Source organism: Variovorax sp. GW821-FHT10B04 (assembly GCF_059415645.1).
This window is the reverse complement of sequence record NZ_JBWKNQ010000003.1, coordinates 439,647-456,824: the sequence shown is the minus strand read 5'-3', so window position 1 is coordinate 456,824 and position 17,178 is coordinate 439,647. Positions and strand designations below refer to the sequence as shown.

Below are 17,178 nucleotides of genomic sequence, written 5' to 3'. Positions count from 1 at the left end.
GGAACGCCCCGACGGGCACCTCCCATCGAACGAACGCGCAAGGACTTCACCATGTATCCCTTCACCCTCGAACGCCCGACCACGGTCGATGACGCGGTCGCCCTGGCCACGGCCGGCGCCAAGCCGCTGGCCGGCGGCCAGACGCTGCTGGCGTCCATGAAGCTGCGGCTGTCCGCACCCGAGCAGCTGGTCGACCTGGCGCTCATTCCCGCGCTCACCGGCATCCGCCGTGAAGGCGACGCGCTGGTCATCGGCGCGATGTCGCGGCACCTCGACGTCGCGAACAGCGCCGAGGTCCAGTCGGCGTATCCGGCGCTGGCCGATCTCGCATCGCGCATCGGCGACCGCCAGGTGCGCGCGATGGGCACCATCGGCGGCTCGGTCGCCAACAACGATCCGGCGGCCTGTTATCCGAGCGCCGTGCTGGCGTCGGGTGCGACGGTCGTCACCAACCGGCGCGAGATCGCGGCCGACGACTTCTTCCTCGGGCTGTTCAGCACCGCGCTGGAAGAGGGCGAGCTGATCACCGCTTTTCGCTTTCCGTTGCCGCAGCGCGCGCACTACGAGAAGCTGCGGCAGAAGGCCTCGCACTTCCCGCTGGTCGGCGTGTTCCTCACGCAGTATGCGGACGGCGTGCGCGTGGCGATCACCGGTGCGGGCAACGGCGTGTTCCGGCACGCCGGCCTGGAGGCCGCGCTGAGCCAGAGCTTCACGCCCGAGGCCGCGGCCGGCGTGAAGATCGATGCCTCCGATCTCAACGCCGACCTGCACGCGTCCGCCGCCTACCGGGCGAACCTGATCAGCGTGCTGACGCAGCGGGCGGTTCGCACGGCGCTGGGCTGAGGCCGCGAGGCCTTCCATCGGGCCCTCGTCGCATGTCGCGCACCGCGTTGCCCACGGCGGCGCGCCGGACATCGACGCAGTGGCTGCAGTACCCTTCGCCATGATCTTCTCGACCATCGATTCGCTTGTTGCCGGGCTGGAGGAAGCCGGCTACTTCGCCGACCGCCGGCTGGCGACGGCCGTGTTCCTCGCGCTCAAGCTGCAGCGCCCGCTGCTGCTCGAAGGCGAGCCCGGCGTCGGCAAGACCGAGCTGGCCAAGGCGCTGTCGAAGGCCTTGCAGCGCGAGCTGCTGCGCCTGCAGTGCTACGACGGCCTCGAGCAGCGCGAGGCGCTCTACGAATGGAATTACGCGGCGCAGCTGCTGCACATGCGCGCGGCCGAAGCGCAGGGCGCCATGGCGTCGCCGGCACACGACGTCGAATCGGAGGTCTACCAGCCGCGCTACCTGATCCGCCGCCCGCTGCTGCAGGCGCTGCAGGCGCCCGCACCCGGCGCCGTGCTGCTGATCGACGAGGTCGACCGGGCCGACGAACCCTTCGAGGCCTTCCTTCTGGAATACCTCGGCGAGTACCAGGTGAGCATTCCGGAGCTCGGCACCGTGCGCGCGGTCGTGCCGCCGGTGACCATCCTCACCAGCAACCGCACGCGCGACCTGAACGACGCGGTCAAGCGCCGCTGCCTGTACCACTGGCTCGACTACCCCGAGCGCGAGCGTGAACTCGCGATCGTCCGCGCGCAGGTGCCCGAGGCCGGCGATGCGCTGTCGGCGCAGGTCGCGGCCTTCGTCGGCACGCTGCGCAGCGCGCCCTTCGCCAACGCGTTCCAGCGCGCGCCCGGCATTGCGGAGAGCGTCGAGTGGGCGCGCGCGCTGGTCGCGCTCGACACGCTGGTGCTCGATCCCGAGGTCGCGGCCGACACCGCCGGCATCCTGTTCAAGCAGCGCGACGACGTGGCGGCGCTCACGCGCAGCCTGGCCGCCGAGGTGCTGAGCGTCGACGCATCCACCGCATGACGACCACCGTGCTCGGCGATGCGCGACGCGGAAAGATGGCCGGCAACATCGCCGGCTTCGGCCGTGCGCTGCGGCGCGCCGGCGTGCCGACCGACGCTGCCCGCATCGCGCTCGCGACCCAGGCCGCATTGCTCGTCGGCGTCGGCCGGCGTGACGACCTGGCAGCGGCGATCGAGGCGGTGATGGTCAGCCGCGAACAAGACCGGCTGGTGTTCCGCGAGCTCTTCGACGCCTGGTTCCGCGACCCCGAACTCGCCAACAAGATGCTCGCGCAGATGCTGCCCAGCGCGGAAGGAAAGATGGAGCCGTCGAAGCGCCGCCCCCGCGTGCGCGAGGCGCTTTCGGCGCTGCGCCTGCCCGGGCCTGCCGCGCAGGACGAGCGCGAAGTCGAGTTCGATGCGGCCATGACGGCGAGCGACTTCCAGCGGCTCCAGCATGCCGACTTCAATGCGCTCGGCGCGGCCGAGTACCGGCTGGTCGAGCGGCTGGCACGCGACGTCGCGCTGCCCATCCCGTCGCTGCCGTCGCGCCGCTTGCGCGTGGCCGCCGGCGGCGCATCGCGCGCGCGCATCCACTGGCCGGGCGTGCTGCACGCGGCCGCGCGCAACGGCGGCGAGCTGCTCCAGCTGCCGCGGCTGGCCCGGCGTCCGCAGCCCTTGCCGCTGCTCGTGCTGGTCGACGTGTCGGGCTCGATGGAACGCTATGCACGGCTGCTGCTGGCCTTTCTGCATGCGGCCACGCGGCATGCGGGCCGGCGCGACGTGTTCGCCTTCGGCACGCGGCTCACCGACCTGACGCCGGCCTTCCGCATCGCCGACAGCGACGCGATGCTGGCTGCGGCCGGTGCCGCCATCGACGACTTCGCGGGCGGCACGCGCCTGGGCGATTCGCTGTCCGAACTGCGCCGGCTGCATGCGCGGCGGCTGACCGGAAGGCGAACGCTGGTGCTCGTCATCAGCGACGGACTCGACACCGGCGAGCCCGCGGTGCTCGAGCGCGAGCTGCAGTGGCTGGGCCGTCATTCGCGCCGCGTGCTGTGGCTGAATCCGCTGTTGCGCTTCGAGGGCTATGCACCCCTTGCGCGCGGTGCGGCCATCCTGCACCGCCATGCAGACGCGATGCTGGCGGTCCACAATCTTTCCGCACTCGAACAACTGGCCGCGAGCCTCGCCGCATTGATGCGCGCAGGCCGCTGAAGCCCAGAGTCCCAGACACACCACCCGAAGGAACCACGATGGAAATGCTCGGCAACAGGCGCCTCGGCGTCACGCAGCAACAGGCCTGGGAGGCGCTCAACGACCCCGAGACGCTCAAGAAATGCATCCCCGGCTGCGACAAGTTCGAGCTCACCGGCGACAACCAGTACACCGTGGCGGCCGCGGTCAAGGTCGGCCCGGTGTCGGCCAAGTTCACCGGCAAGGTCACGCTGACCGACATCACGCCGCCCGACGGCTACAAGCTGAGCTTCGAAGGGCAGGGCGGCGTGGCCGGTTTTGCCAAGGGCTCGTCCGGCGTCACGCTGAAGCCGGTGGCGGACGACCCGAGCGCCTGCGAGCTCGACTACACCGTGCAGGCGCAGGTCGGCGGCAAGATCGCGCAGCTCGGCCAGCGGCTGATCGACGGCGCGGCCAAGTCGACCGCCGACGATTTCTTCAAGCGCTTCGATGCCGAGATGCAGCGCCGCTACGGCCCGCCGCCGGCCACGCCGGACGAAGCCGAGGAGGCTGCCGAGGGCAAGCCCGGCGCGGTCGCCGGCTTCATGAAGAAGATCGGCCTCGGCGGCAAGAAGGACGCGGACGCCAGCTGATGGAGAACCTCGATGTCATGGTGCTGCGCACGCTGCGCGACTGGCGCGGGGCTGGACGCCGCGCGCTGCTCGCCACCGTCGTGCGCACCTGGGGATCGTCGCCGCGGCCGGTCGGCTCGATCATGGCGCTGGCGGAAGACGGCGCGGTGGTCGGGTCGGTGTCGGGCGGCTGCATCGAGGACGACCTGATCGCGCGCTACAGCCGTGTCGCCGGCATCGGCGGCGCCGATGGCACGGGCGCAATGCCCTCCGGCGCACCCGGGCTCGTCAAGTACGGCATCACCGCCGACGAGGCCCATCGCTTCGGCCTGCCCTGCGGCGGCACGCTGGAACTGCTGCTCGAATACGACCCCGAGCCCGCCGCGCTCGCCGCGCTGGTGACGCAGCTCGAACAGGGGCGGCTGATGCAGCGCACGGTCACGCTGGCCGACGGCGCGGTACAGCTCGCCGAAACGCATGCGCCGGACGAACTGGCGGTCGATGCGCAGAAGCTCGTCAACACCTTCGGCCCCGAGTACCGGATGCTGCTGATCGGTGCCGGCCAGCTCGCCGAGTACCTCGCGACGATGGCGCGGTTCAGCGGCTTTGCGGTGACGCTCTGCGATCCGCGGGCCGAGTACCGCAGTGCATGGTCGGTGCCCGGCGTCGCGCTGACGACCGAGATGCCGGACGACGCGGTCGTCGCGTTCCACCCCGATGCGCGCAGTTGCGTGGTCGCGCTCACGCACGACCCGAAGCTCGACGACCTCGCGCTGCTGGCTGCGCTCGAGACCGATGCGTTCTATGTCGGCGCGATCGGCTCGCGCCGCAATGCGCAGGCGCGGCGCGACCGGATGATCGAGCACTTCGAACAGACCGAGGCGTCGCTGGCGCGGCTGCGCGGGCCGATCGGCCTGTACATCGGCAGCAAGACGCCGCCCGAAATCGCCGTGAGCGTGATGGCGGAGATCCTTGCCGTGAAGAACGCCGTCCACCTGCCGCGCGAGATGGATGTGGCGCAGGCGAAGGCGCTGCAGGGCGGTTGAGTCAGGCGGACCGCACAGCGCAGTCGGGCATCGCCTTCTTCAGACCCACGTCGTCGTCTGTGAATTGCGCCGATCGGCGGCCGGCTCGACGTCGACGCCGGGCGCGACATCGGCAATCGCTGTGTCGCTCGGGCCGTTTGCGGCAATGTCCATCATGTACTGCGCGAAGAAGTTCATCTGCTGCGACTGGTCGAGCGCCTGGTTTGCACCGGCGACACTTTTGTTCGCCTGGTGGTGCGCGTTCATGACCAGAGGCGCCGCAAACATGGACCGCAGGAACTGTCCGCCGTTGCCGATGTTGTCTTCGCCCGTGCGGCGGTAGTTCTTCATGTTGATTGCAGCGCTCTGGCTGAACGCGCCCACGGCGCCCTGCGTCAGACTGAGTGCCAGCAGCGGTGCCAGGATCTTGCTCGGTACCTTGCTGCTTCCGCCCAGCAGCGCGACGATCAGCTTCCCGAGGACGATGGCGCCGGCGCTGCCGAAGAGCACCAGATGCGCGCCTTGCGCGCAGCGCTGGACGATCTGCGCGGCCATTTCATTGTTGGTGTGGTACTTGTTTCGGATCAGGCTGGACAGCAGCTTGCTGAAATAGGCTTCCGGATGGCCGAGGAGCAGCGATCCGGCAAAGCCGTCGGGCTTCAGCTCGCCATACAGGCCTTTTTTCATGAGCGCGAGATCGGCCTTCATCTCGGGAAGCGCAGCCTTCGCCGCCTCGTAGTCCGCGTATTCCTGATCCGTCAGATAGCTCGGCGCATCGCGTCCTTCCTCCAGCGTGCGAGGTGTGACCGTGCGCACCGCGTAGCGTGGCGGGGTTGTCTTGGCTTCGTACTTCTCGCAGAGCGCCTGCGCTTCTTTCACCCTGAACTCGACGACGCCCAACACCTGCTTGGCCAGGCTCTGTGGCGGCGTCAGCACGGTTCCCTTGACCGCGTCTGCGTCCACGTCCTGCGCCCGGATGGATTGGCCTGCAAGCCAACGCTGCTTTCCTGCGGCGGTGAGCAGGTTGCCGGTGGCGATGTTGGCCTTCATCGCGTACTTCTGCTTGGCGCGTTCGTCGATTCCCGCGCCGAACATCTGGGCTCCGAACAGCGACAAGGCGGTCGCAACCTGCGCGCCGTAGATCGCCCAGTCCGAGGCTTTTTGCGCGCGCCCTGCCCATGCAGTTGTCGCTGTCGTGAGCCCTTGTACCGCGCTGGTCGTGGTCGCGCCCGGTGCCATGGTCTGGACAACTGCCTTGGCCTGGTCGCCCTTCAGGAGATTGAAGGCGGCGTTGCCCGGTGCCCGGATCGTCCGGATGAAGCCCTGGCAGAAGTTGCCCCAGAACTGCTTCTTGAGCGACGACTGCGACGAGAAGACCTCTTCGGTCACCTTGTGAAGCGTGGCTTCCGCCGTCTTGGCGGCTGCTGCCAGATTCGCGAGATCGGTGCTCTCCTGCGGCGTGGCCGCTGCGAGCAAGGCCGCCATGGCTGCCTGCGGGGCCGCGTCATCGGGCGGTATGCCGTACTTCTGCGCGACCTCGTCGAAGCGCTGCTGGAGTGCTGCGATGTGTTCCAGGTAGGTCTGTGTCGCGGTGCCCAGTTCCTTGGCAATGTTCGCCAGCCACTTCTTGTCGTTGATGTTCTTCGATTGTTCGATCGTGAGACCACCGCTCGAGCGCGCCTTTGCCAGCGTTTCCACCACCGCGGTCTGAAGCACGCCGGTGAGGAAGGGATTCAACATGGCGACGAAGGCGGACAGCCCGAGTGAAGCCCAACGGCCCCCGTCCGGCGAAACCGTGGGTGCCACGACATACTGGCAAAGCATGCCCGGCAGGGAGCCGAGAGGGTTCAGCATCCCTGTTTTGAATGCCGAGCTGTACATCTGATCGACGGTCTTCTCGTCGAAGCCCAATGCGCGGAAGAATCGGTTCTCCACGTCGTCGGTCACGCGCTGCATCAGCGTGTGGTGATCAGTCACGGCAGCGTGCCCGCTGCCCTGGTGGAAGGCCGGACCGTAATGCCGTACCTCATTGAACAGCGCCGCGATCGCATCCATGTCGATCGGCCGTTCGTTGTGTGCCGCCACGGTTTCCTGCAACTCCTGCAGGTCATAGAAGCGGGGTGGCGCATTGATCCCGTCCGGTACCGGGCAATAGGGTGGTACGTCGCCACCGAAGGGCTCGTTCTCGTCGAACGGCGAAGCGATACCCGGCTGGCCCGCCGCGTCCAGTGGAGACTGTTCCACCTGGTTCTGGCTTTGGATGTCTGCCTCGTCGTTTCTGGTCGCGCTGGCAAAGACGCGATGTTGAGTCGCTGCGGATTGCTGGGTCACGCGGCTCACATGGGACAGGCCGGTTCTTTGACTCGTCGTGTCGTCTCGGGCATCGCGATCGAGTCGTCTCTTGTTCAGGTAGTTCTGTCGAAGCATGCCCGGCGTGGCAAGTTCGTTCACCGTTGCAAAAGTCACTTCCGTGCCCCGCCGCGCGTCTGCGCGCGCATCGACCCGAGGACGCTGCAAAGCCTCCCGGATGAAGGCATTCGAATCCTCATCGTCGTTGTAGAGATAGTTGCCGGGATTGGCTCGGACGTTCTCGATCGAATCCTGTCGGATGCTGGTTGCCGTGCACCCGGCCGGCGCGACGTTCCCCGCCAGCTTGTAGGCGCGGTCTACGGCTTTATGGCAAGCCTCCAGAAACTTCTCGCAATCGAAGGTCGACTGGGTGTGGATGTTTCTTGCGAACCTGTCCTCGACCGATATTCTTTGCTGGCCATCGATCTCGTTGATCGTGACTCGGATGCTGGGTGTGTTGTCGCTGTCCGAGGGGCCGTACGTGTGGCTCCGCTCGAGATTCCGGTCCGCGATGTGCCGGACCCGGACATGCACACCCATGTCGCCCAGCGCCTTGCATATCGCCGGACAGAGATTCAGGAAGAAGCGGGACGTGGGCCAGGCGTGATGCGCCAAGGCATTGATCACGGCACCGAGCGCCTCCGTGGCGACGGTTCCGTCGGGCCCGAAGGCCGTGGGGCCCGACGTGTTCGTCGAATCGAGCCTGCGGTCGGTGGTCGCGGGGACGTAAATCGAATCCGTCGAACCGGACCGACTGCTGTGGGTGATCGGCTTGCCGGGCGAGCTGACGTCGGACGGAGCTGTCGGATCGCGATGGATGATCGACTGGGATCGTGTGCCGTCGATTGGAATCGAGCCATTGGTCATGTGCGTCTGCATGGATGCCTTGTGGCAACGAGGCGCCCTGCAGTGGACGTGAGGTAACCGGTTGCATCGCAGTCCGTGTGCACCTGCGGCACTGCGTGTTGCAGTCTCGTCCGGCTCATTTCACCTGCTGGTTTGTCTCCGTCATCGCCTTCAAGGTTCGCATACCCTCTGTAAGGATGAGTTGGAATGGAACCGCTCATCCAGTATCCCCATCGAGGATCTGCGTCTTGCGGCACACGCGAAGACGCGCAAGTTCAAACGAATCGGGCGTGAATCCCGAAACATTCGCCTTTGATGGTTCAACGAAGCGCGTGCTTCGCGGCCCGCACGATGCTGTCGGCATCCACGCCGAAGAAGCGCCGCAGCGCCGAGCGCGTGTCGCTGCGGCCGAAGCCGTCGGTGCCCAGCGTCAGGTAGCGCCGGCCGGGCGGCAGGAAGGCGCGCACGCTCTCCGGCACCGAACGCACATAGTCGGTGGCTGCCACGATCGGCCCGGCGCTGCGCCCGAGCTGCTGCGCGATGAAGGGCACGTCCGCTGCGTTGGCGGCATCCGTGTCGCCGTTCATCAGGCGCTGCTCGCAGGCCTGCCCGTCGCGCGCGAGCTCGCTCCAGCTGGTCACGCTGAAGACCTCCGCATCGATGCCCTCGGTGGCCAGCTGGCGTGCCGCCTTGACGACCTCGGTGAGGATCGCGCCGGACCCGAGCAGCGTGACCTTCGGACGCGGCGCAGCGTTGCCGGCGGCATCCGCGGCGGTGTCCTTCCAGCCGTCGTAGCGGTAGCAGCCGCACAGCACGTCCGCCTCGGCACCGGCGGGCAGGCTGGGCTGCGCGTAGTTCTCGTTCATCAGCGTGACGTAGTAGAAGACGTCCTTCTGCTCGACCACCATCTCGCGGATGCCCGCGTCGACGATCACCGCCATCTCGCCCGCAAAGCCCGGGTCGTAGGCCTTGCAGTTGGGGATGGTCGCGGCGATCAGGTGGCTGCTGCCGTCCTGGTGCTGCAGGCCTTCGCCGCCCAGCGTCGTGCGCCCCGAGGTCGCGCCCAGCAGGAAGCCGCGCGGGCGCTGGTCGGCGGCGGCCCAGATCTGGTCGCCCACGCGCTGGAAGCCGAACATCGAGTAGTAGATGTAGAAGGGCAGCATCGCCAGCCCGTGTACGCTGTAGCTGGTGGCCGCTGCGGTCCAGCTGGCGATGGCACCGGCCTCGCTGATGCCTTCCTCCAGGATCTGGCCGTCCGTCGCCTCGCGGTAGGAGAGCACCGAGCCGATGTCTTCCGGCGCATAGCGCTGCCCCACGCTCGAATAGATGCCGACCTGCTTGAACAGGTTGGCCATGCCGAAGGTGCGCGCCTCGTCGGCCACGATCGGCACCACGCGCGGGCCGAGCACCTTGTCCTTCAGCAGGTTGCCCAGCATGCGCACGAAGGCCATCGTCGTGCTCATTTCCTTGCCTTCGGCCGCCACCGCGAACTGCGCATAGGCCGCGAGCTCGGGCTTGGCGACCACGTCGCATGCGGTCTCGCGGCGCGGCATCGAGCCGCCGAGCGCCGCCCGATGCGCCTGGAGGTACTGCATCTCCGCGCTGTCTTCGGACGGCTTCAGGAAGGCCAGCGAGGTCGCCTGCGCGTCGCTGAGCGGCAGGTTGAACCGGTTGCGGAATTCGATCAGGTCGGCGTCTTCGAACTTCTTGTGCGAGTGCGTCGTCATCTTGCCCTGGCCCGCGCCCATGCCGTAGCCCTTCTTGGTGTGCGCCAGGATCACGGTCGGCTGGCCGCGGTGCGCGGAAGCTGCGGCGTAGGCGGCGTGGATCTTCACGAGGTCGTGGCCGCCGCGCTTCAGGCGATCGATCTGCTCGTCGGTCATGCCTTGCGCCAGCTTGGCGAGCGCTTCGTTCTGGCCGAAGAAGGTGTCGCGGTTGTAGCGGCCGTCCTTGGCCGCGAAGGTCTGCATCTGGCCGTCGACCGTGTGCGCGAAGGCCCGGGCCAGCGCGCCGCCGGTGTCGCGTGCGAACAGGCCGTCCCAGTCGCTGCCCCACACGAGCTTGATGACGTTCCAGCCGGCACCCGAGAACAGCTTCTCGAGCTCGTCGATGATGCGGCCGTTGCCGCGCACCGGGCCGTCCAGGCGCTGTAGGTTGCAGTTGACGACCCAGACCAGGTTGTCGAGCTTCTCGCGCGCTGCCAGCGTGAGCGCGCTCATCGATTCGGGCTCGTCCATCTCGCCGTCGCCGAACACGCCCCAGACCTTGCGTCCGTTGCAGTCCTGCAGCTGGCGGTCGGTGAGGTAGCGCATGAAGCGCGCGTGATAGATCGAGCTGATCGGCCCGATGCCCATGGAACCGGTCGGGAACTGCCAGAAGTCGGGCATCAGGTAGGGATGCGGGTAGCTGGTGAGGCCGCGCGCGCCGCTGCCCTGGGTGAATGCTGGCGCGCTGAGCTCCTGCCGGTAGTGGGTCAGGTCGTCTTCGCTGAGCCGGCCTTCGAGGAAGGCGCGCGCATAGACACCGGGCGAGCTGTGCGGCTGGAAGAAGACGAGGTCGCCGCCATGCCGTGCCTCGCCGGCACCGGTGCGTGCGTGGAAGAAATGGTTGAAGCCGACTTCGAACAGATCCGCCGCACTCGCATAGCTCGCGATGTGGCCGCCCAGTTCGCCGTACGAGTGGTTGGCCCGCACCACCATGGCGAGTGCGTTCCAGCGCATCAGTGACGCCAGGCGCTCCTCGATCGCCAGGTCGCCCGGAAAGGCGGGCTGCGCATCGACCGGAATGGTGTTGACGTATGGCGTGCAGAGCTCGGGCTGCCAGCCGATGCGCTGCTCGCGTGCGACGCGGGCCAGCTCGTCGAGCATCCATCGCGCGCGGGCTGCGCCGTGGGTCGCGACCAGTGCGGCGAAGGCATCGCGCCACTCGGCGGTTTCGCTGGGGTCGAGATCGGCGGCCAGCGCCTGTTCCTCGGGCTGGAAATGAGCGCTCGATGTGAGGGCATTCATGGGCGGTCTCCTCGTGATGTCAAAGGCCGGCGCATGTGCCATGCGGCGGCAGTCTTCACTGCAGTGTGCCCCAGACGACGCCTGCTGGCTGTCCCCCTGAGATCGCGCTCGTCGGGTGGCTATTCGCGCGGCTGCGAAGCCGGCGTCGACGGCGCTGCCGGCGGCACGTCGCCGCCTTTCTGGCGTTCGCGGAACAACGCCGCGCGCATCAGGAAGATGGTGGTGACCGGCGCCGTCAGCGCCACGAACAGCGTGATCAGCACCGCATGCAGGAACAGGTTGTTGCCCTGCACCGAGAAGTAGACGATGGTTGCCGCGGTCATGCACCACACGCCGGCCGTGGCGCCGAGCGTGGGCGCATGGATGCGGCGGAAGAAGGTCGGCAACCGGACCAGGCCGAAGGAGCCGATGGCCGCGAACGCGGCACCCAGCACGGCGAAGATGGCCGTGAGGATCTCGGCCCAGAGCGGCAGCGGGCCCACGATGAAATCGTTCATTCGATCACCTCTCCGCGCAGCAGGAACTTGGCGAGCGCCGTCGAGCCGACGAAGCCGAACAGCGCGATCAGCATGGCGGCCTCGAAGTAGACGTTGCTGGCGTAGACGATGCCGAGCACCAGCATCATCAGCATGCCGTTGATGTAGAGGCAGTCGAGCGCCATCACGCGGTCTTGCGCGGTCGGGCCGATCAGCAGCCGTGTCACGGCGCACAGCATCGCGACGGCCAGCAGGAACAGCGCACCCTTGAGCGCCCAGAACAGGATCGGCGTCATGCTTCGAAGATCTCCATCAGCGGGCGTTCGTAGCGGGTCTTGATCATGGCGATGAAGGCCTGCTCGTCGGCCAGGTCGAACACATGGATCAGCAGGGTGCTGCGGTCGAAGGACACCTCGGCCCACGCGGTGCCGGGCGTCAGGCAGCAGACCATCGCCAGCGTGGCCAGCGCATTCGGGTCGCGCATGTCGAGCGGCACCTGGACGAAGCCGGCGGCGATGTCGCGGGTACGCCGGGTCAGCAGCAGCCGGGCGACGGTGAATGCCGAATGCGACAGGTCGTAGAGCACGCGGAACGCGAGCCGCAGCGCCACGCCGGGGCGGCGCATGCGCACGGTCGCAGGACGCAGCCCCTTGGTGATCAGCGGAACGACGACCGACAGCACGGCGGCGGACAGCAGCGTCGCGGCGTCGAGCGACTGGTTGAGCAGCACCCAGACGACGAAGAGTGCGGCCGACAGCGGCGGCGATGGCAGCCAGCGTTTCATCATCGTGCCGCTCCCGGCTTCTGCTGCGCATGCATCACGGCGTCCCGGTAGTCGGCTGGGTGGAACAACCCTTCGGCGGTGTCGGTCGCATGCTGCATCACCGGCTCGGCGGCGATGGTCAACGCCACGGCCGCGAGCAGCAGCGCGGCCACCGGCAGCACCTCGAGCATGCGCAACGCGGGCATCGTGCTCAGCGGCTGCGTCCAGAAGTGGCGGATGCCGGTGCGGCTCAGCGCGACCAGCGTGAAGAAGCCCGAGACGATCAGCAGCGCCATGAACACCCAGCTGGCCGTGCTGACGGTGGGCGCGTCCAGCAGGCCCGACAGCATCGTGAACTTGCCGACGAAGCCGGACAGCGGCGGCAGGCCGGCCAGCAGCAGCGTGCAGCCCATGAAGGCCAGGCCGAGGAAGGCGACGCCTGCGGGAATGGCGCGGCCATAGAGCGCCTGCTGTTCGTCGTCGAGGTTCACGTCGTCGGAGGAAGTGAGGTCTTCGGACAGGAAGGGCGCGTTGCCCGCCGATTCGTGCGCCGCGATGCTGGCGCCCGCGTTGCGCCAGCGTTCGATCATGTCGATCAGCAGGAAGAAGGCGCTGACGGCCAGCGTCGAACTCAGCAGGTAGTAGAGCGCACCGGCCCAGACGGCGGGCTGCCCCAGGCCGACGGCGGTGAGCAGCGTGCCGGCCGAGATCAGCACGCTGTAACCCGCCAGGTTCGACAGCCGCTGCGTGCCGACGATGCCGAGCGCGCCGACGAACAGCGTGGCCATGCCGGCGGCGACCAGCGCGGTCTGGCCGAACTGGGCGGACACGCCCGTGTCCGGCGCGAACAGCAGGCTCCAGAGCCGCAGGATGGTGTAGATGCCGAGCTTGGTCAGCAGCGCGAACACCGCGCTGACCGGCGAGACGGCGGCGCTGTACGCCGGCACCAGCCAGAAGTTGAGCGGCCAGGCGCCGGCCTTGGCGAAGAAGGCGGTCGCGAGGATGGCGGCGGCCGCGTGCACCAACCCGCGGTCGCCCGGATCGAGCTGCGCGATGCGCATGCCCAGGTCGGCCATGTTGAGCGTGCCGGTCACGCCGTAGAGCAGCGCCGCACCGATCAGGAACAGCGACGAGGCCGCGAGATTGATCGCGATGTAGTGCAGCCCCGCCTGCACGCGCAGCCTGCCCGAGCCATGCAGCAGCAAACCGTACGACGCGGCCAGCATGACCTCGAAGAACACGAACAGGTTGAACAGGTCGCCGGTGAGGAAGGCACCGTTGAGCCCCATCAGTTGCAGCTGCAGCAGCGGATGGAAATGCACGCCGGCCTTGTCCCAGCGCGACGTCGAATAGATCGACGAGGCGAAGGCGATCACGCCGGTGAGCGCCAGCATCAGCGTGGAGAGGCGGTCGGCGACCAGCACGATGCCGAAGGGCGCGCGCCAGTTGCCGGGCAGATACACGCCGATCGAACCCGGCCCGCTGCCGGTGTCGACCGCATTCACCCAGCGCAGCAGCGCGAGCGCCGCAAGCAGGCCGACCAGCCCCGACACCACCGCGAGCGCGGCCTTGGCGCGGCGCCGCTGTTCGCCGAGCAGCAGCATCAGCGCGGCGGTGAGCATGGGCACGACGATCGGTACCGCGATCAGATGCGGCATCGTGAAGTCGAGTAGGCGGTCGAGCAGATGGAAGAGTTCGGTCATCGGCCGTCCTCCCCGGTGTTCTGCTCTTCGCCGTCCACGTGGTCGGTGCCGGACAGGCCGCGCGAGGCCAGCATCACGACCAGGAACAACGCCGTCATCGCGAAGCCGATCACGATCGCCGTGAGCACCAGGGCCTGGGGCATCGGGTCGGCGGTGTTGGCCAGCGTGGCCCGGATGCCTGCGGTGAGCACGGGCTCGCTGTCGACCTTGAGCCGGCCCATGCTGAAGATGAAGAGATTGACGGCATAGGAGATCAGCGTGAGGCCCATGATCACCTGGAAGGTGCGCGGGCGCAGCAGCAGGTAGACGCCGGAACTGGTCAGCACGCCGATGGCGAGTGCGAGCACGATTTCCATCAGCGTGCGCCCTCCGTGGCCGGCTCGCCGGATTCGACGGATGCCTTCTCGGCCTCGCGTGCCTTCTGCTCTTCCGCCCAGCGGTGGCTGCGGACGGACTGGTGGGCCAGCGCCGTGAGGATCAGCATCGTGGCGCCGAGCACCAGCGAGAACACGCCCATGTCGAAGAACATGGCGCTGGGTATGTGCACGTCGCCGATCACCGGCAGATGCAGGTGCGCCGTGTGCGTGGTCAGGAACGGGTAGCCGAACAGCACGGCACCGCCGCCGGTCGCCAGCGCGAACAGCAGGCCGATCGCGATCCAGCGCCGCGGGTAGATGCGCAGATGTTCCTCGACCCATTCGGTACCCGACACGATGAACTGGAGCACGAGTGCCACCGACATCACCAGGCCGGCGACGAAGCCGCCACCCGGTGCGTTGTGGCCGCGCATGAAGAAGTACACCGACACCAGCACCGACAGCGGCAGCAGCAGCCGCACCAGCACGGCCGGCACCATGAGGTAGCCGATGGCGGTGTCCTTGGCGCGCCGTGGATTCAGCAGGTCGCTGCTGCCGTCGTCGACCTGCAGGCGCTGCTGCGACGGGAGCGCCATCGCTTCGGGCGCGGGCCGGAAACGGCGCAGCAGCGCGTAGACCGTGAGCGCAACGACGCCGAGCACGGTGATCTCACCGAAGGTGTCGAAGCCGCGGAAGTCGACCAGCATCACGTTGACGACGTTGGTGCCGCCACCTTCGCTGAGCGCGCGGTCGAGAAAGAAGGGGGAGATGCTGTCGTTGAAGCGGCGCGTCATCATGGTCCAGGCCAGCGCCGCGAGACCGCTGCCCGCGATCGCGGCGACCAGCAGGTCGCGGCCACGCCGTCCCCAGGGCCTCAGCCGCGTGGCCGCAGGCTGTACCGCCGCCTTGCGCATCGGCAGCCAGCGCAGGCCGAGCAGGATCAGGACGGTCGTGACGGCCTCCACCACGAGCTGGGTCAGCGCAAGGTCGGGCGCCGAGAACCAGATGTAGGTGATGCAGCAGACCAGGCCCGACGCCGCGGCCAGCATCATGGAAGCGAGCCGATGGAACTTGGCCTGCCAGGCCGCAGCCAGTGCACAGGTGCCGCCGATCAGCCAGGTCATCGCGAACATCGGCGAGAACGGGATCGGCTCGCGCAGGCCGAGCGAGGCGGGGGCGATCCACAGCGAGGTGCCGGCACCGATCACGGCGACCAGCACGAGCAGCAGCAGTTGCGACTGCATGCGGCGCGTGCCGAGCAGGCGGCGGCTGCGGCGACCCGCTTCGCTCAGGCGCGCCAGCAGGTTCTCGAAGATGCGTTGACCGTCGAACACGTGCAGCAGCGGCGTGTGTTCGAGCCGCCCTCGCGCACGGCCGCGGCGCTGGGCCAGATAGAGCACGCCGCCGCCGACCAGCGCCACCATGCTCATCAACAGGGGCAGATTGAACCCGTGCCAGACGGCCAGGCTGTATTCGGGCAGCACGCCGCCGACGACGGGCGCGGCGGAAGCCGCCAGCATCGGCCCGACGGACCATGCCGGCGCAATGCCGACCACCAGGCAGATCAGCACCAGGATCTCGACCGGCACGCGCATCCAGTGCGGCGGCTCGTGCGGATGCCTGGGCACCTCGTCGCCACATGGCGGGCCGAAGAACACGTCGAACACGAAGCGCGCCGAATAGGCCACGCTGAACACGCCGGCCAGCGTGGCGATCAGCGGCAGCGTGAAGTCGACCCAGGGCGTGGACTGGATGAAGACCGTCTCGGCGAAGAACATCTCCTTCGACAGGAAGCCGTTGAGCAGCGGCACGCCGGCCATCGACGCGCTGGCGATGATGGCGAGCGTGCCGGTGATCGGCATCAGCCGCATCAGTCCGCTGAGCTTGCGGATGTCGCGCGTGCCGGTCTCGTGGTCGATGATGCCGGCCGCCATGAACAGCGATGCCTTGAAGGTCGCGTGGTTCATCACATGGAAGACGGCGGCCACTGCGGCGACCGGGCTGTTCAGGCCCAGCAGCAGCGTGATGAGGCCGAGGTGCGAAATCGTCGAATAGGCGAGCAGCGCCTTCAGGTCGCGCTGGAACATCGCGACGTAGCCGCCCAGCAGCAGCGTGAGCGCCCCTGCGCCGCCGACCAGCCAGAACCATTGCTCGGTGCCCGAGAGCACGGGCCACAGGCGCGCCATGAGGAACACGCCGAGCTTCACCATCGTGGCCGAATGAAGGTACGCCGACACCGGCGTCGGTGCGGCCATGGCACGCGGCAGCCAGAAATGGAAGGGGAACTGCGCGCTCTTGGTGAAGGCGCCCAGCAGCACCAGCACCAGCGCGGTGGTGTAGAGCGGATGGGCGCGCACCACGTCGCCCGATGCCAGCAGCACGTCGAGCTCGTAGCTGCCGACGATGCGCCCGAGGATCAGCACGCCGGCCAGCAGGCAGAGCCCGCCGGCGCCCGTCACCGTGAGCGCCATGCGCGCGCCGCGCCGCGCGTCGCGGCGGTGATGCCAGTAGCCGATCAGCAGGAAGGAGAACAGGCTGGTGAGCTCCCAGAACAGCACCATCTGGATCAGGTTGCCGGAGAGCACCACGCCCATCATGGCGCCCATGAACGCCAGGAAGAAGGCGAAGAAGCGCGGCACCGGGTCGGACGCCGACATGTAGTAGCGCGCGTACAGCACCACCAGCGTTCCGATGCCCAGCACGAGCATGCAGAACAGCCAGGCGAAGCCGTCCATGCGGAACACGAGGTTGAGGCCGAAGGCGGGCAGCCATTCGACCTCGTAGCGGATCACGTTGCCATGGGCGAGCCGCGGAAAGAAGAGCGCCGCCTGGATGGCGCATCCCAGTGCGACCAATCCTGCCAGCGTCGACTCCCTGTTGCGTGCGTTGGCCGGCAGAAAGGCGGCAAGCACGCTGGCGATGAAGGGGAGTGCGACGAGAAGGACAAGGGGCATTGCGGCCGATTCTATAGACCGGGTTGCGAATCGATGTCCGCAGAAACCGCAGCATTG

The 17,178-nt window shown here is 67.9% G+C and carries 13 protein-coding genes; 5 read left to right on the top strand and 8 right to left on the bottom strand.

The window, feature by feature from the left end; genetic code table 11:
- Positions 1-51 precede the first annotated feature (51 nt).
- The 5 genes from AC07PZ_RS10325 (at position 52) to AC07PZ_RS10305 (ending at position 4,687) form a co-directional block, all read left to right on the top strand.
- Entirely contained in the window at positions 52-843 is a 792-nt protein-coding gene (locus tag AC07PZ_RS10325; RefSeq protein WP_495294959.1) for an FAD binding domain-containing protein, read from the top strand.
- 100 nt (positions 844-943) lie between these two features.
- Positions 944-1,855 carry an AAA family ATPase gene (locus AC07PZ_RS10320; RefSeq protein ID WP_495295169.1) on the top strand — a complete coding sequence of 304 codons (912 nt, stop codon included), beginning with the start codon at positions 944-946 and terminating at the stop codon, positions 1,853-1,855.
- Complete coding sequence (locus AC07PZ_RS10315) at positions 1,852-3,051, top strand: vWA domain-containing protein (protein ID WP_495294958.1); 1,200 nt, start codon at positions 1,852-1,854, stop codon at positions 3,049-3,051. The genes AC07PZ_RS10320 and AC07PZ_RS10315 overlap by 4 nt, the downstream gene beginning before the upstream one ends.
- 38 nt (positions 3,052-3,089) lie before the next feature.
- Positions 3,090-3,662 carry an SRPBCC family protein gene (locus AC07PZ_RS10310; RefSeq protein WP_495294957.1) on the top strand — a complete coding sequence of 191 codons (573 nt, stop codon included), beginning with the start codon at positions 3,090-3,092 and terminating at the stop codon, positions 3,660-3,662.
- Positions 3,662-4,687, top strand: a complete 1,026-nt coding sequence (locus AC07PZ_RS10305) for an XdhC family protein (RefSeq protein ID WP_495294956.1) — start codon at positions 3,662-3,664, stop codon at positions 4,685-4,687. Before AC07PZ_RS10310 ends, AC07PZ_RS10305 begins: the two co-directional genes overlap by 1 nt.
- A gap of 39 nt (positions 4,688-4,726) precedes the next feature.
- On the opposite strand, the gene AC07PZ_RS10300 is transcribed toward AC07PZ_RS10305, so the two are convergent.
- From AC07PZ_RS10300 to AC07PZ_RS10265, 8 genes are all read right to left on the bottom strand, one after another.
- Positions 4,727-7,894 carry a hypothetical protein gene (locus AC07PZ_RS10300; protein WP_495294955.1) on the bottom strand — a complete coding sequence of 1,056 codons (3,168 nt, stop codon included), beginning with the start codon at positions 7,892-7,894 and terminating at the stop codon, positions 4,727-4,729.
- A gap of 287 nt (positions 7,895-8,181) precedes the next feature.
- Positions 8,182-10,869: an alpha-ketoglutarate dehydrogenase gene (mdeB, locus tag AC07PZ_RS10295; RefSeq protein WP_495294954.1), complete on the bottom strand. Its 2,688-nt coding sequence runs from the start codon at positions 10,867-10,869 to the stop codon at positions 8,182-8,184.
- Positions 10,870-10,988: 119 nt separating this feature from the next.
- Positions 10,989-11,366 (bottom strand): monovalent cation/H(+) antiporter subunit G, encoded by a 378-nt coding sequence (gene mnhG, locus AC07PZ_RS10290; RefSeq protein WP_495294953.1) that lies wholly within the window; start codon positions 11,364-11,366, stop codon positions 10,989-10,991.
- Positions 11,363-11,641 (bottom strand): K+/H+ antiporter subunit F, encoded by a 279-nt coding sequence (locus AC07PZ_RS10285; RefSeq protein ID WP_495294952.1) that lies wholly within the window; start codon positions 11,639-11,641, stop codon positions 11,363-11,365. The genes mnhG and AC07PZ_RS10285 overlap by 4 nt, the downstream gene beginning before the upstream one ends.
- The gene (locus AC07PZ_RS10280; protein ID WP_495295168.1) at positions 11,638-12,129 is read right to left on the bottom strand and encodes a Na+/H+ antiporter subunit E; all 492 of its coding nucleotides are present in this window, start codon (positions 12,127-12,129) and stop codon (positions 11,638-11,640) included. The genes AC07PZ_RS10285 and AC07PZ_RS10280 overlap by 4 nt, the downstream gene beginning before the upstream one ends.
- A complete protein-coding gene (locus tag AC07PZ_RS10275) occupies positions 12,129-13,811 on the bottom strand; it encodes a monovalent cation/H+ antiporter subunit D (RefSeq protein ID WP_495294951.1) in 1,683 nt (560 codons plus the stop codon). The genes AC07PZ_RS10280 and AC07PZ_RS10275 overlap by 1 nt, the downstream gene beginning before the upstream one ends.
- Positions 13,808-14,167: a Na+/H+ antiporter subunit C gene (locus tag AC07PZ_RS10270; RefSeq protein WP_495294950.1), complete on the bottom strand. Its 360-nt coding sequence runs from the start codon at positions 14,165-14,167 to the stop codon at positions 13,808-13,810. The genes AC07PZ_RS10275 and AC07PZ_RS10270 overlap by 4 nt, the downstream gene beginning before the upstream one ends.
- Positions 14,167-17,121 (bottom strand): monovalent cation/H+ antiporter subunit A, encoded by a 2,955-nt coding sequence (locus AC07PZ_RS10265; RefSeq protein ID WP_495294949.1) that lies wholly within the window; start codon positions 17,119-17,121, stop codon positions 14,167-14,169. Before AC07PZ_RS10265 ends, AC07PZ_RS10270 begins: the two co-directional genes overlap by 1 nt.
- Between the last annotated feature and the right edge of the window lie 57 nt (positions 17,122-17,178).